This is a genomic window from Streptomyces sp. NPDC000594 (genome assembly GCF_040299965.1).
Classification (GTDB): domain Bacteria; phylum Actinomycetota; class Actinomycetes; order Streptomycetales; family Streptomycetaceae; genus Streptomyces.
Window position 1 is genome coordinate 367,802 of record NZ_JBEPCY010000004.1, and the last position, 14,139, is coordinate 381,940.

General features: G+C 71.2%; 12 protein-coding genes. 5 read left to right on the forward strand and 7 right to left on the reverse strand.

Annotation, left to right across the window (positions count from 1 at the left end; all coding sequences use genetic code 11):
* Positions 1-40: 40 nt before the first annotated feature.
* Together ABT354_RS08860 and pta are read right to left on the reverse strand one after the other, a co-directional pair.
* Positions 41-1,315 (reverse strand): acetate kinase, encoded by a 1,275-nt coding sequence (locus ABT354_RS08860; RefSeq protein ID WP_351490881.1) that lies wholly within the window; start codon positions 1,313-1,315, stop codon positions 41-43.
* Between the two features lie 51 nt (positions 1,316-1,366).
* Positions 1,367-3,454, reverse strand: a complete 2,088-nt coding sequence (gene pta, locus ABT354_RS08865) for a phosphate acetyltransferase (RefSeq protein WP_351490883.1) — start codon at positions 3,452-3,454, stop codon at positions 1,367-1,369.
* A gap of 401 nt (positions 3,455-3,855) precedes the next feature.
* Here pta and ABT354_RS08870 point away from each other — a divergent pair, with 401 nt between their 5' ends.
* Both ABT354_RS08870 and ABT354_RS08875 read left to right on the forward strand, forming a co-directional pair.
* Entirely contained in the window at positions 3,856-4,881 is a 1,026-nt protein-coding gene (locus ABT354_RS08870) for an ATP-dependent 6-phosphofructokinase (RefSeq protein WP_351490885.1), read from the forward strand.
* Between the two features lie 315 nt (positions 4,882-5,196).
* Positions 5,197-5,580 carry a hypothetical protein gene (locus tag ABT354_RS08875; protein ID WP_351490887.1) on the forward strand — a complete coding sequence of 128 codons (384 nt, stop codon included), beginning with the start codon at positions 5,197-5,199 and terminating at the stop codon, positions 5,578-5,580.
* Between the two features lie 74 nt (positions 5,581-5,654).
* Here the strand turns inward: ABT354_RS08875 and ABT354_RS08880 are convergent, their stop codons facing one another.
* From ABT354_RS08880 to ABT354_RS08900, 5 genes are all read right to left on the reverse strand, one after another.
* Complete coding sequence (locus tag ABT354_RS08880) at positions 5,655-6,470, reverse strand: carbohydrate ABC transporter permease (RefSeq protein ID WP_351490889.1); 816 nt, start codon at positions 6,468-6,470, stop codon at positions 5,655-5,657.
* Positions 6,467-7,330: a carbohydrate ABC transporter permease gene (locus ABT354_RS08885; RefSeq protein WP_351490892.1), complete on the reverse strand. Its 864-nt coding sequence runs from the start codon at positions 7,328-7,330 to the stop codon at positions 6,467-6,469. The genes ABT354_RS08880 and ABT354_RS08885 overlap by 4 nt, the downstream gene beginning before the upstream one ends.
* A complete protein-coding gene (locus ABT354_RS08890; protein WP_351490894.1) occupies positions 7,327-8,685 on the reverse strand; it encodes an ABC transporter substrate-binding protein in 1,359 nt (452 codons plus the stop codon). The genes ABT354_RS08885 and ABT354_RS08890 overlap by 4 nt, the downstream gene beginning before the upstream one ends.
* Positions 8,686-9,142: 457 nt before the next feature.
* Positions 9,143-9,829 carry a response regulator gene (locus tag ABT354_RS08895; protein ID WP_351490896.1) on the reverse strand — a complete coding sequence of 229 codons (687 nt, stop codon included), beginning with the start codon at positions 9,827-9,829 and terminating at the stop codon, positions 9,143-9,145.
* On the reverse strand, positions 9,826-11,454 hold the full coding sequence (locus ABT354_RS08900; protein ID WP_351490898.1) for a sensor histidine kinase: 1,629 nt from the start codon (positions 11,452-11,454) through the stop codon (positions 9,826-9,828). The genes ABT354_RS08895 and ABT354_RS08900 overlap by 4 nt, the downstream gene beginning before the upstream one ends.
* Positions 11,455-11,589: 135 nt before the next feature.
* Here ABT354_RS08900 and ABT354_RS08905 point away from each other — a divergent pair, with 135 nt between their 5' ends.
* The 3 genes from ABT354_RS08905 to ABT354_RS08915 all read left to right on the forward strand — a co-directional run bounded on the left by ABT354_RS08905 (position 11,590) and on the right by ABT354_RS08915 (position 14,137).
* Positions 11,590-13,023, forward strand: coding sequence for a cation:dicarboxylate symporter family transporter (locus tag ABT354_RS08905; RefSeq protein WP_351490900.1), 1,434 nt, complete (start codon positions 11,590-11,592; stop codon positions 13,021-13,023).
* Between the two features lie 306 nt (positions 13,024-13,329).
* Positions 13,330-13,722 (forward strand): MerR family transcriptional regulator, encoded by a 393-nt coding sequence (locus ABT354_RS08910; RefSeq protein WP_351490903.1) that lies wholly within the window; start codon positions 13,330-13,332, stop codon positions 13,720-13,722.
* A gap of 4 nt (positions 13,723-13,726) precedes the next feature.
* Complete coding sequence (locus ABT354_RS08915; RefSeq protein ID WP_351490905.1) at positions 13,727-14,137, forward strand: thioredoxin family protein; 411 nt, start codon at positions 13,727-13,729, stop codon at positions 14,135-14,137.
* Positions 14,138-14,139: the final 2 nt, after the last annotated feature.

Below are 14,139 nucleotides of genomic sequence, written 5' to 3' on the forward strand. Positions count from 1 at the left end.
TATTCAGGCCGGTGGAATGTACAAGTGGGCGGTGCCCCGCTCAGTCGAGTGAATTCCCCGCCACCAAAGCGATGGTTTGGCGGGCGATCTCCAGCTCCTCGTCGGTGGGCACCACGGCGACCGCGACCCGGGCGTACGGTGCGGAGACGAGCCTGGCCTCGTCCGAACGCTCCTCGTTGAGCGCCGAGTCCAGGGCCAGCCCCAGCTCCTCCAGACCGGCCACGGCGGCGGCGCGGACCGGGGCCGCGTTCTCGCCGACGCCGGCCGTGAACGCGATGGCGTCCACCCGCCCGAGGACCGCGTAATAGGCGCCGATGTACTTCTTCAGCCGGTGAATGTAGATGTCGAAGGCGAGGGCGGCCCGCTCGTCGCCCGCGTCGATCCGGCGGCGGATCTCCCGCATGTCGTTGTCGCCGCAGAGCCCCACCAGGCCGCTCTTCTTGTTGAGCAGCACATCGACCTCGTCGGCCGACATTCCGGCCACCCGCTGGAGGTGGAAGGTGACCGCCGGGTCGATGTCGCCGGAGCGGGTGCCCATCACCAGGCCCTCCAGCGGGGTGAGCCCCATGGAGGTGTCCACACAGCGACCGCCCCGGACCGCCGACGCCGAGGCGCCGTTGCCCAGGTGCAGCACGATCACATTGACCTCCTCCGGCGCCTTGCCCAGCAGCCGGGCGGTCTCCCGCGAGACATAGGCGTGCGAGGTGCCGTGGAAGCCGTACCGGCGGATGCGGTGGGCGTCGGCGGTCTCCACATCGATCGCGTAGCGCGCGGCCGACTCCGGCATGGTGGTGTGGAAGGCGGTGTCGAAGACCGCGACCTGCGGCAGATCCGGGCGCAGCGCCTGAGCGGTCCGGATGCCGGTGATGTTGGCGGGGTTGTGCAGCGGTGCCACCGGCACCAGCCGCTCGATCTCCGCCAGCACCTCCTCGTCCACGACCGTCGGCGCGGTGAAGCGCAGACCGCCGTGGACCACCCGGTGGCCGATCGCGGCCAGCTCGGGGGAGTCCAGGCCCAGGCCGTCGGCGGCCAGCTCGTCGGCGACCGCCTTCAGCGCCGCCTCGTGGTCGGCGATCGGGCCGGTGCGCTCCCGGCGGGCGGCTCCCTCGGTGGCGAGCGGGGTGTGCACCAGCCGGGAGGTCTCCTCGCCGATCCGCTCGACCAGGCCGACCGCCAGCCGGGTGCCGTCGCTCATGTCGAGCAGCTGGTACTTCACCGAGGAGGAGCCGGAGTTGAGGACGAGGACCCGGGTGGCCGTCCGAGCCGCCTGGGCCGCCTGGTCCGCCTGGTCCGTCTGAGCTGTGTGGGCGTTCATGAGGGGGGTTCGTGTCTTTCGCAGAAGGTGGTGCCGGGCAGGGGCGGGAGGTCAGACGGAGGGAGCGGACCGCTCGGGCTGCGCCTGGATGGCGGTGATCGCGACGGTGTTGACGATGTCGCTCACCAGGGCGCCGCGCGAGAGGTCGTTCACGGGCTTGCGCAGCCCCTGGAGGACGGGTCCGACCGCGACCGCGCCCGCCGAGCGCTGCACGGCCTTGTAGGTGTTGTTGCCGGTGTTGAGGTCCGGGAAGATCAGTACGGTGGCCCGTCCGGCGACCTCGGAGTCCGGCAGCTTGGTCGCGGCGACGGACGGCTCGACGGCCGCGTCGTACTGGATCGGGCCCTCGATCCGCAGCTCCGGGCGGGTGCGGCGGACCAGCTCGGTGGCCTCCCGCACCTTGTCGACATCGGCGCCGGAGCCGGAGGTGCCGGTGGAGTACGAGAGCATCGCGATCCGCGGGTCCACCCCGAAGCGGGCCGCGGTGGCCGCCGACTGGACGGCGATATCGGCCAGCTGCTCGGCGTTGGGGTCCGGGTTGACCGCGCAGTCCCCGTACACCAGCACCTTGTCGGCGAGGCACATGAAGAAGACCGAGGAGACGATCGCCGCGCCGGGCCGGGTCTTGATGATCTCGAAGGCCGGGCGGATGGTGGCGGCGGTGGAGTGGACCGAGCCGGAGACCATGCCGTCGGCCAGCCCCTCCTCGACCATCAGGGTGCCGAAGTAGTTCACATCCGCGACCACGTCGTACGCCAGCTCCTCGGTGACGCCCTTGTGGGCGCGGAGCTGGGCGTACCGCTCGGCGAAGCCCTGGCGCAGCTCGGAGGTGTTGGGGTCGATCAGCTGGACGGCGCTGAGGTCGATGCCCAGGTCGGCGGCCTTCTTGCGGATCAGCTCCACATCGCCGAGGAGGGTGAGGTCGCAGACGTCCCGGCGGACCAGGACATCGGTCGCCCACAGCACCCGCTCCTCGGCGCCCTCGGGGAGGACCACCCGGCGGCGGTCGGCGCGGGCCTGCTCCAGCAGCTCGTGTTCGAACATCATCGGGGTGACATGGCCGCTGCGGACGACGGCGAGACGTTCCAGCAGCTCCCCGGTGTCGACATGGCGTTCGAAGAGACCAAGGGCGGTCTCCGCCTTGCGCGGCGTCGAGGCGTTGAGCTTGCCCTCCAGACCGAACAGCTCGGCGGCGGTGGGCCAGCTGGTGGTGGGGACGGAGATCACCGGGGTGCCCGGGGCGAGCCGGGAGGCGAGGGTGAGGATCTGCTCGCTGGGGCGCTCGTCCAGGGTGAGCACCAGACCGGCGATCGGCGGGGTGCCGGCGGAGTGCGCGGCCAGCGCGCCCACCACCAGGTCGGCCCGGTCGCCGGGGGTGATCACCAGACAGCCGGGGGTCAGGGCGCTGAGGAAGTTCGGCAGCATCGCGCCGCCGAAGACGAAGTCGAGGGCGTCCCGGGCGAGCCCGGAGTCGTCGCCGAGCAGCACCGTGCCGCCGAGGGCGTGGTTGATCTGGGAGACGGTGGGCGCGGAGAGCGCGGGCTCGTCCGGCAGGACGTAGCAGGGGACCGGGAGCCGGGCGGCCAGCCGCTCGGCGATGTCGGCGCGCTCCTCGGGCACCACCCGGTTGACGACCAGGGCGAGCACCTGGGCGCCGAGGGCCTCGTAGGCCCGGTGGGCGTTGCGCGCCTCGGCCCGTACCGACTCGGCGGTCTGGCCCCGGCCGCCGACCACGGGGATCACGGAGGCGCCGAACTCATTGGCGAGCCGGGCGTTGAGCGCCAGCTCGTCGGGGAGCTGGGTGCCGACGAAGTCGGTGCCGAGGACGAGGACGACCTCGTACTCGCGGGCGACCGCGTGGAAGCGGTCGACGAGCCGGGAGACCAGCTCGTCGGTGCCCTTCTCGGCCTGGAGGGCGGATGCCTCGTGGTAGTCCATCCCGTACACGGACGCCGGGTCCTGGGTGAGCCGGTAGCGGGCCCGCAGCAGCTCGAACAACCGGTCGGGTCCGTCGTGCACCAGGGGGCGGAAGACACCCACCCGGTCCACCTGGCGGGTGAGGAGTTCCATGACCCCCAGCTCGACGACCTGCCGCCCGTCCCCGCGGTCGATCCCCGTCACGTACACGCTGCGTGTCACGCGTGTCTCCCGTCCTGCTCTGAGGTGGCCGGCTTCCGAAGGCCACGTACAAAAGTTCGTACAAAAAAACCGCTGGAGGGCGGCTAATACCTCTTGACAATACCTCTGACGCTGGATAAGGCGCCTGCCGGGTTCCCCGGACCGTGGCACCCGCCCCCACCAGGGACGCGTCAGGGCTCCCACCGGGTGCCCGCGCCGGTGGGGACGCGTGTTCCCGCGCGGCGCGGGCCGTACTCCAGCGCCCTGCGGGCGGGCCTCCCGCCGGTGTCCAGCCGGTCTCCCGCCGGTCTCCGGCCCGTCTACAGGAGTCCGCCCGGCACCGCGAAAGCACGCCCCTAGGCACCATGGAACAATTGAAGGCCGGGCACCCGCGTCACCGACCGAGCAGGAGACAGAGCACGATGCGTATCGGAGTCCTCACCGCCGGAGGCGACTGCCCCGGCCTGAACGCAGTGATCCGGTCGGTTGTGCACCGGGCGATCACCGGATACGGCGACGAGGTGATCGGCTTCGAGGACGGCTTCAAGGGCTTGCTCGACGGTCACTTCCGTCCCCTCGACCTCAACGCCGTCAGCGGCATCCTGGCCCGCGGCGGCACCATCCTCGGCTCCGCCCGGCTGGAGCGCACCCGCCTCCAGGAGGCCGCCGAGAACTGTGGCGAGCTCCAGCGGCGCTATGGCATCGACGTCCTGATCCCCATCGGCGGCGAGGGCACCCTCACCGCCTCCCGGATGCTCTCGGACGCCGGGATGCCGGTGGTCGGTGTCCCCAAGACCATCGACAACGACATCTCCGCGACCGACCGCACCTTCGGCTTCGACACCGCCGTGACGGTCGCCACCGAGGCGATAGACCGGCTGAAGACCACCGCCGAGTCCCATCAGCGGGTCATGGTGGTCGAGGTCATGGGCCGCCACGCGGGCTGGATCGCCCTGGAGTCCGGCATGGCCGGCGGCGCCCACGGCATCTGTCTGCCGGAGCGCCCCTTCGAGGTGGACGACCTGGTCAAGATGGTCGAGGAGCGCTTCGCCCGGGGCAAGAAGTTCGCCGTGATCTGTGTCGCCGAGGGCGCGCACCCCGCCAAGGGGTCCATGGAGTACGCCAAGGGCGAGATCGACCAGTTCGGCCATGAGCGCTTCCAGGGCATCGGCAACCGTCTCGCCGTCGAGCTGGAGCGCCGCCTCGGCACCGAGGCCAAGCCGGTCATCCTCGGCCATGTCCAGCGCGGCGGTGTGCCGACCGCGTACGACCGCGTCCTCGCCACCCGCTTCGGCTGGCACGCGGTGGAGGCCGCGCACCGGGGCGACTACGGCCGGATGACCTCCCTGCGCGGTACGGAGGTGGTGATGGCTCCGCTGGCGGATGCCGTGACCCAGCTGAAGACCGTGCCGGAGAACCGGATGTACGAGGCGGAGTCGGTCTTCTAGAAGGCTGCCGAGAATCGTGTCGAGGGGCTGCCCGGCCGGAGGCCGGGTGGCCCCTTTCGCCATGCGGTGGCCGGGGCGGGGTGCCGGGAGCCACCGCTCCGTACGGAAGGAGCCGGGGATCACGGGTTCCGGTGGATCGGCCGCCCTGACCGCCCGGACCGTCCTGACCGGAAGCATCCGAATGCGGCGAACGGGACCCTGAACAGCGCCCGCCGATCCTAGAGTTGCCGGTGATCCACCTGCTCCGGGTCGTGGCGGCGGCCGTGCACCGCCGTCGTGCCGCGGCCCGCACGACGAAAGCCGAGCCGCGAGGTGATGCCGACCCTGCTGCTGCGGATCAGGACGGACGGGACGCTGTTCGCCGCGATGCGGGCCGCCACCTGGACCACGGGAGGTCCGGAGTGCCTGGTCACGATGGAGCAGGGGGTCGAGGAAGAGGCCGAGGTGGAGCCCGGCTGGGCGGAGAGGCTGCGTGCCGTTCCCGACCCCGCGCTCCGTGAGCATCTGAGCCTGCTCTGCCTGACCGCGGACTGGGCCCGCGGCTGCGGCGCCTTCTACCGCGGGCCGGGCGCCGACGCGTGTCCGCCGATGCTCGACTGGTTCGGCGGGCGTCCCGGCCACCATGCGGTCGCGGGGTGGGAACTCGGCGAGGGGCAGGCGGCCTCGGCCGTCCTCCGGATCGTCCGGAAGGGCTGCTGAAAGGCTGGGTTCCGGCCCCGGCCCCGGGCGCGTCGTCCGGCTGACGCTCGACACCGGCGCGTTGTGCGAGGCGCTCACCCCTTGACCGCGCCGCCCAGGGCGAAACCGCCGCCGAGTCTGCGGGCGATCAGGACGTACAGCAGGAGCACCGGGAGCGAGTAGAGGATCGAGAAGGCGGCCAGCTGGCCGTAGACCACCGAGCCGTAGTTGCCGAAGAAGGTGAAGACGGAGACCGACGCGGGGAGCCGGTCCGGGGTGAGGATCAGCATGAAGGGGACGAAGAAGTTTCCCCAGAGCTGGATGAAGGTGTAGATCGTCACCACCACCATGCCCGGACCCATCAGCGGGAGCACCACCCGTACCAGGGTCTGGAGCCAGGAGGCGCCGTCCGTCCAGGCCGCCTCCTCCAGGGCGACGGGGACCGCGTCCATGAAGTTCTTCATCAGCCAGATGGCGAACGGGAGTTGCGACGCGGCCATGAACAGGGAGGTCCCGGACAGGGTGTCGATCAGTTCCACCCTCACGAAGAGCGCGTACACCGGGACCATGACCGCCGTGATCGGGAGGCAGGTGGTGAAGAGGATGGTCAGCAGATACGGGCGGGACCAGCGGGAGCGGTACCGGGAGAGCGGGTACGCGGCGAGGGCGGCGCAGGAGACCGTGACGGCGGTGGCGCCGCCGCAGAGCAGCAGGCTGTTGAGCATGGGGGTGAAGGTGATCTCGTCCGTCAGTACGGCCGAGAAGTTCTCCCCGGTGACCGAGGAGGGCAGCCTCACCCGCAGGTCCGCCTCCGTGTCCAGTGACGAGAAAACCAGCCAGGCCAGCGGCAGCGCGAACGCGAGCGCGATCAGCAGCAGAGCGGCGTTCGCGGCGAGGCGGCCCCGGGTCACAGCTCCACCTTCATCAGCCGCAGATACATCAGGGAGAACAGCGCCCCCACCAGTAGCAGCAGCAGGGCGACCGCCGTCCCGTACCCGATCAGGCTTTTCACAAACGCCTGGTCGTACATGAACACCGGCAGGGTCTGGCTGCGGTTCCCCGGGCCGCCCCGGGTCATCGCCCAGATCAGACCGAAGACGGAGAGTGTGGAGAGGGTGTTGAGCATCAGATTGGTGCCGATGGAGCGGCGGATCATCGGCAGGGTGATGTGCCACAGCCGGCGGACCCCCGTCGCACCGTCGACCTGCGCCGCCTCCACCACATCGCGCGGGATCCCGTCCAGCGCCGCCGAGTAGATCAGCATCGAGAACGCGGTGCCGCGCCAGACATTGGCGAACGAGACCGCCAGGATCGGCGCGGTGAACAGCCAGTTCTGGGACGGGAGATGGAGCCAGTCCAGCACCGCGTTCAAGGTGCCCTCGCGGCGGAAGAACGCGTACAGCAGAAACGCCGCGACGATCTCCGGGAGCACCCAGGCGGCGATCACCAGGGCGCCGGTCGCAGTGCGCAGCGGGCGGGAGGCCCTGCGCATCAGCGCCGCGAGGGCGAGCCCCAGGGTGTTCTGGCCGATGACGGCGGAGAACACGGTGAAGACGAGCGTCAGCCACACCGCGTTGCGGAAGGCGGTGTCGGCGAAGGCGCGGCGGAAGTTCTCCAGTCCCACGAAGTCCGCGCCGGCGGCGCCGGTGAGCTGGGTGTTTGTGAAGGCGATCCAGACGCAGTAGCCGATGGGGCCACCGAGGAAGAGGAGCAGCAGGGCGGTGGCGGGGGCGATCGGGACCCAGCGCCACCGGCCTCGGGTGCCGCTCACCCGGCGGTGACCGCGCCGTCGGTGATCGTCCGCAGTGCCTCGTCGTACTCCCGCGCCGCCTTCGACGGGTCGGCGTCCCCCGTCGTCACCCGCTCCATCGCCTCCCCTATCGCGGAGGAGACCTGGGGGTAGACGGGGAGCGCGGGCCGGTAGTGGGTGTACTTCACCAGCGAGGTGAAGAACGCGACCCCCGGCATCGAGGTGAGATACGTACGGTCGGCGGCGACATCGTCCCGTACGGCGATCTGCGCGGCGACCACGCACCAGCGGGTGGCGTTCCGCGCGGTCTGGAGGGTCTTGATGAACTCAAAGGCCAGGTCGGGGTTCTTCGCCTTCGCCGGGATCGACCAGGCCCAGCCGCCGGAAAGGGAGACCGTGCCGGGGGAGCCGCCGTGCTGGGTGGGCATCGGGGCCCTGCCCAGCTCCTCGCCCCAGCCGGGCCACTCCCTGGCTCCCTTGTTGCCCCAGTACTGGCCCATCCAGGAGCCGTCGAGGGCGATGGCGAGCTTCCCCTCGGGCAGCCACTCGGTGGCGACCCGGGTGTTCACATTGGGGTCGAGGGCGTCGGAGACATCGGGGCCGAGCTTCTCGGCGTAGACGGTACGGACGAACTCCAGCGCGTCCCGGAAGCCGGGGGAGCCGGTGACCCATTTCTTGGCGCCGGGGCGGTAGAGGGGGTCGCGGCCGGTGCCGTAGAGCAGCATCTCGAACCCCTGCATCACGGCGGCCTCGCCGGGGGCCTTGCCGGTGTAGACGTTCAGCGGGATGACGCCGGGGACCTTGCGTTTGATCGTCCGGGCGGCGGTCAGGATCGCGTCCCAGTCGCGGGGCCGCCAGTCGGCGGGGAGGCCGGCCCTGGCGAGGATCTTCTTGTTGAACCAGAGGCCCCGGGTGTCGGTGCCGTCGGGGACGCCGTAGGTCTTGCCGTCCTCGGCGCGGGCGGCGGCCTTGGCGGAGCCGATGAAGCGGTCCCAGGTCTTCCACCCCGGGAGGTAGTCGTCCAGGGGCTTCAAGTACCCGGCCTTGATGTCCGAGTTGATGCGGAAGGTGTCCTCGTAGACCAGGTCCGGTGCGGTGCCGGGGGAGCGCATCATCTGCTGCGCCTTGGTGGCGTAGTCGTTGTCCGGGGCCTGGACCGGGATCAGTTCGACCTTCTTGCCGGGGTGGGCCTTCTCGAACTGGCGCTTCACGGAGGCGAGATGCTCGTCCTTGAAGCGGATGGTGTTGTCGGTGGAGCGGTTGTAGAGCACCTTGACGGTGTCGGGGTCCGCGGTGGAGTCGGAGCAGGCGGTGAGGGGGGTGAGGGTGGCGAGAGCGGTGGTGGCGATGAGGGTGAGGCGGAGGGTGGGGCGCATGGGCACGACCTCCTCGGGGTCGGGCTCCCCGGAGCCCCGGGGCCCTTTGCGACCGTAGGTCGCGGCTTGCGTCAGGGTCAATCCCCCGGTCCGGTACGGGTGCTTGGGCCGTGCGCCCGGGACTCTCGCTCGGGCCCGAGCGCCTCGGGCGAACGGTCACGTAAATCAAGCCCGTCCGGCGATTGAGGACGGACCTCGGCCCCGAGTGACCTCGGGTGGACGTCGGGGCCAGCCCCGAACCCCGCTCCTCAAGCGCCGGAGGGGCTGAAATATGAGGCACTTGTCGGGGCCAGCCCCGAACCCCGCTCCTCAAACGCCGGAGGGGCTGAAATGTGAGGCCCTCGCGCCTCAAACTCCCCCAGACTCCGTCCGGGGGCACCCCCACGAGGCTGGATTTTCCGAGCGCCGGAGAGGCTGAAATTCCTGAGGCGACCGTCGAGGCCAGGGCTGCACGTGCCTAACGGTTGAACGGAAGCCAGCGGTACTGGAGTTCGGGGCGGCCGATCTGGCCGTACTGGGGGCTGCGGGCCGCGCGGCCCTCCGTGACGAGGTGTTCGAGGTAGCGGCGGGCCGTGATGCGGGAGATGCCGACCGCCGTGCCCGCCTCCGCCGCCGTGAGGCCCGTGGTGGAGGCGCGCAGGGTGCGGGTGACCGATTCGAGGGTGGGGCCGCTGAGGCCCTTGGGGAGCGCGCCGCCCTGGGGGGCGCGCAGGGCGCCGAGGGCGCGGTCGACCTCGTCCTGGCCGCTCGCCTCGCCCGCCGCCGCGCGGAACTCCGCGTACCGCCCCAGCCGGTCCCGCAGGGTCGCGAAGGTGAAGGGCTTCAGCACGTACTGGACCACCCCCAGCGAGACGCCCTCGCGCACCACCGCGAGATCCCGCGCCGAGGTCACCGCGATGACATCCGCCAGATGTCCCGCCGCCCGCAGTGAGCGGACCAGATGGAGACCGTGGCCGTCCGGCAGATAGAGGTCGAGCAGCAGCAGATCGACCCGGGTGCGCTCCAGTACCCGTACCGCTCCCGCGCGGGAGTGCGCGACCCCCGCGACGGTGAAGCCGGGCACCCGTCCGACATAGAGGGCGTGCGCGTCCGCCGCTACGGGGTCGTCCTCGACGACCAGGACCTGGATGGTGTCCGTGCTCATGCCGGCGCCCCCGTCCGCAGTGGCAGTCGTACGGTGAACTCCGCACCGCCGTCGGGCCCCTCGGCCAGGGCGACCGTCCCGCCGCCCCGGTGGACGGCCTGCCGGACCAGCGCGAGGCCGAGCCCCCGGTGGGAGCCATGGGTGGACCAGCCGCGCCGGAAGATCTCGTCCGCGTGGCACGGGTCGATGCCCGCTCCGGTGTCATGGACCCGGATCAGGAGTTCGTCCGCGTCCGTCCCGGCGCGGGCGGTGACGGTGACCCGGGCCCGGGCCGGCCGGGGCCGCTCGTCGCCCGGGGCGGGCGGACAGGAGGCGGCGTCCACCGCGTTGTCGATGAGATTGCCCAGGATGGTCACCAGGTCCCGGGGCGGCAGCGACGGCGGCAGCACCCCGTCGTCGATCCTGCTGTCCCGGGCCAGCACCAGCTCCACCCCGCGTTCGTTGGCCTGGGCCGCCTTGCCGAGGAGCAGCGCCGCGAGGACGGGCTCGCCGACCGAGCCGACGACCCGGTCGGTCAGCACCTGGGCCAGCTCCAGCTCGGCGGTGGCGAAGTCGACCGCCTCCCGGACCCGGCCCAGCTCGATGAGGGAGACCACGGTGTGCAGCCGGTTCGCCGCCTCGTGCGCCTGGGAGCGCAGGGCCTGGCTGAAGCCGCGCTCGGAGTCCAGCTCACCGGAGAGCGACTGGAGTTCGGTGTGGTCCCGCAGGGTCGCCACGGTGCCCCGGCGCTCCCCGCCGACGACGGGGCTGGTGTTGACGACCACGACCCGGTCGGCGGTGAGATGGACCTCGTCGACCCGGGGTTCGGAGGCGAGCAGCGCCCCGGTGAGGGAGGGCGCGAGCCCCAGCTCGGCCACCGGACGGCCCACCGCGTCCTCGCCGAGGCCGAGGAGTTCCCGGGCGCCGTCGTTGACGAGGGCGATCCTGCGCCGCCCGTCCAGCATCAGCAGTCCCTCCCGGACCGCGTGCAGCGCCGCCTCGTGGTAGTCGTGCAGATGGCTGAGTTCGGTCGCGTTCATGCCCTTGGTGTGCCGCCGCAGCCGAACATTGATGACATAGGTGCCGATACCGCCCACGGTGAGTGCGGCCCCGGAGAAGAACAGCAGCGCGGTGAGCTGGTCCCGGGCCTGTTCGCTGATCTTCCGGATGGTGATCCCGGCGCTGACCAGCCCCACGATCCGGCCGTCCGTCGCGCGGACGGGGGCGACGGTGCGGATGGAGGGGCCGAGCACGCCCAGGTGTTTCTCGCTCAGGATCTCCCCGGCCAGCGCCTGCTCGGTATGGCCGAGGTACTTCCGGCCGATCTCCGCCGGCTCGGGATGGGTCCAGCGGGTGCCGTCCGGGGCCATGACGACGACGAAGTTGACGCCCGCCGCCCGGCGCAGCCCCTCGGTGTACGGCTGGAGCCGCCGGCTGGGGTCGGCGGAGAGCGCGGCGGCCACCACCGAGGGGGCACGGGCGACCGCGGTCGCGGTGGCGGTCGTCTGGAGCCGGGCGGTCTCCTCGGCCTGGTCGCGATCGGTGGCGTAGGTGAAGTAGGCACACCCCGAAACGATCGCGGAGACCAGCACGACCTGCATCGCGAAGAGCTGTCCCGCGAGGCTGCGGGGTCGGGGCATACGCATGGCCCCAGTCTGCCTGCCGGAATTCGTATGAACGAAACGCACGCAAGGGTGACCGGGGTCACAGGGTCGTGGATAGTCACGGAAATCCGGCTGACGGCCGGATCTGTGAAGTGGAACGTTTTGAGGAGGGACCCCGTGGCTGCTGAGGCAGGCAGAAGGGACCGTACGCACTATCTGTACATTGCCGTGATCGCGGCGGTGGTGCTCGGTATTACGGTGGGCTTCGCGGCGCCCGGCGTCGCCGTGGAGCTGAAGCCCATCGGCACGGGGTTCGTCAACCTCATCAAGATGATGATCTCGCCGGTCATCTTCTGCACCATCGTGCTCGGCATCGGCTCGGTACGGAAGGCCGCCAAGGTCGGCGCCGTCGGCGGTCTCGCCCTCGGCTACTTCCTGGTGATGTCGACAGTGGCGCTCGCCATCGGTCTGCTGGTCGGCAATCTGATCGAGCCGGGCTCCGGTCTCCAGATCACCGAGGCGGCGAAGGAGGCCGGCGGCAAGGCGGCCGAGGGTGCGGGCGGTGAGTCCACGGCGGACTTCCTGCTCGGCATGATCCCGACCACGATGGTCTCCGCCTTCACCGAGGGGAAGGTGCTCCAGACCCTGGTGATCGCGCTGATGGCGGGCTTCGCGCTGCAGGCCATGGGTGCCTCCGGGGAACCGATTCTGCGCGGTATCGGCCACATCCAGCGGCTGGTCTTCCGCATCCTGGGCATGATCATGTGGGTCGCCCCGGTCGGTGCCTTCGGCGCCATCGCGGCGGTGGTCGGCGAGACCGGTATCGACGCGCTGAAATCGCTCGCGGTCATCATGATCGGCTTCTATGTCACCTGTGCGCTCTTCGTCTTCGTGGTGCTGGGCCTGCTGATGCGGCTGGTCGCCGGCATCGGGCTGATGCCGCTCCTGAGGTACCTGGGCCGGGAGTTCCTGCTGATCCTCTCCACCTCGTCCTCCGAGTCGGCGCTGCCGAGGCTGATCGCCAAGCTGGAGCACATGGGTGTCAGCAAGCCCGTGGTCGGTATCACCGTCCCGACCGGCTACTCCTTCAACCTGGACGGCACCGCCATCTATCTGACGATGGCCTCGCTCTTCATCGCCAACGCCATGGGCGACCCGCTGAGCGCCTCCGAGCAGATCTCGCTGCTGGTCTTCATGATCATCGCCTCCAAGGGTGCGGCGGGTGTCACCGGCGCGGGTCTGGCCACCCTCGCGGGCGGTCTCCAGTCGCACAAGCCGGAGCTGGTCGACGGCGTGGGTCTGATCGTCGGCATCGACCGCTTCATGAGCGAGGCCCGCGCGCTGACCAACTTCGCGGGCAACGCGGTGGCGACCGTCCTGGTCGGCACCTGGACCAAGGAGATCGACAAGGAGCGGGCGCGGGAGGTGCTCGCCGGGCGGATCCCGTTCGACGAGCGGACCCTCCTGGACGACGGCCATGGCGGTCCGGTGACGCCGGAGCCCCAGGACGGTGCCGAGGGCGGCGCCAAGGACGGGGCCGAGGGCGGTGCCGACGGTGGTGCCGAGCCTCCGGCGCCGCGCGAGGAGGCGAAGTCGCAGGCCAAGGTCTGACCTGACCGGCCGGGCCCGCACGGGCCCGGCCGCGGACCCGTGGCCACGGGGTGTGCTTCCCCCCGCACGCAGGCGCGGACCGGCGCCACCCCCGGTGCGGCCCCCGTGGCCACGGCGCAGCCGCGCCCACCCTCCGCGGATTCCCCCATGGCGGAGGGCGGGCGCGGCCCTTTCCGTTCCGCCCGCCCTCCGTTCCGCCGTCCCGCCGTCCCTCCGTCCCGCCGTTCGGCCCCGTCTCCCCGTCCGGCCCGTCTCTCACTTCGGCTCCTTGCCCTCACCCCGGCGTCAAGGATTACCGTCGGGCCCATGCGAATCGGCGAGCTGGCGCGGCGGGCCGGGACCACCACCCGCACCCTGCGCTACTACGAGACCCGGGGACTGCTGCCCGCCCGGCGGGCCGCCAACGGCTATCGCACCTACGACGACAGCGACCTCCGGCTGCTCCAGCAGATCCGGACCCTCCAGGACTTCGGCTTCGACCTGGAGGAGACCCGCCCCTTTGTCGAGTGCCTGCGCGCCGGATATCCCGAGGGCGACTCCTGCCCCGCCTCGCTCGCCGTCTACCGGGCCAAACTCGCCGAGCTGGACGCGCTCATGGCACGGCTGGGCGCGGTGCGTGACCAGGTGGCGGCCCAGCTCGTCCGCGCGGAGGCCACCACCGAGGGCGGCCCGCGACCACGATGCGAATTCGGAGGATGACGACATGACCGAGACCACTGTCAGCGCGACCATGACCGGGACCACTGTCGGGGCGACCGGGGCGACCGGGGCCACCACCACCCGTACCCCGGAACTCCCCCAGGTCACCGACGCGGACTTCGCCACCGCCGTCCTCGGCGCCGACCGCCCCGTCCTCGTGGAGTTCATGGCCGACTGGTGCGGCCCCTGCCGCCAGCTGCTCCCGGTGCTGCACGCCCTGGACAGCGCCTCCGAGGGGCGGTTCACCGTGGTACGGATCGACGCGGACCGCAATCCCGGCGCCGTCGCCCGCTACGGTGTCCTCTCCCTCCCCGCCCTCTTCGTCTTCGACCGGGGCGAGCCCGTCCACAGCCAGGTGGGCGCCCGGCCGCTCGCCCGGCTGCGCCGGGATCTGGAGCATGTGCTGCCGCTGTGAGT

Coding starts and splice junctions, on each gene's coding strand:
- ABT354_RS08860 (WP_351490881.1), bottom strand. CDS start 1,315: ATGAACGCCCACACAGCTCAGACGGACCAGGCGGACCAGGCGGCCCAG.
- ABT354_RS08870 (WP_351490885.1), top strand. CDS start 3,856: ATGCGTATCGGAGTCCTCACCGCCGGAGGCGACTGCCCCGGCCTGAAC.
- ABT354_RS08915 (WP_351490905.1), top strand. CDS start 13,727: ATGACCGAGACCACTGTCAGCGCGACCATGACCGGGACCACTGTCGGG.
- ABT354_RS08890 (WP_351490894.1), bottom strand. CDS start 8,685: ATGCGCCCCACCCTCCGCCTCACCCTCATCGCCACCACCGCTCTCGCC.
- ABT354_RS08895 (WP_351490896.1), bottom strand. CDS start 9,829: ATGAGCACGGACACCATCCAGGTCCTGGTCGTCGAGGACGACCCCGTA.
- ABT354_RS08900 (WP_351490898.1), bottom strand. CDS start 11,454: ATGCGTATGCCCCGACCCCGCAGCCTCGCGGGACAGCTCTTCGCGATG.
- ABT354_RS08910 (WP_351490903.1), top strand. CDS start 13,330: ATGCGAATCGGCGAGCTGGCGCGGCGGGCCGGGACCACCACCCGCACC.
- ABT354_RS08875 (WP_351490887.1), top strand. CDS start 5,197: ATGCCGACCCTGCTGCTGCGGATCAGGACGGACGGGACGCTGTTCGCC.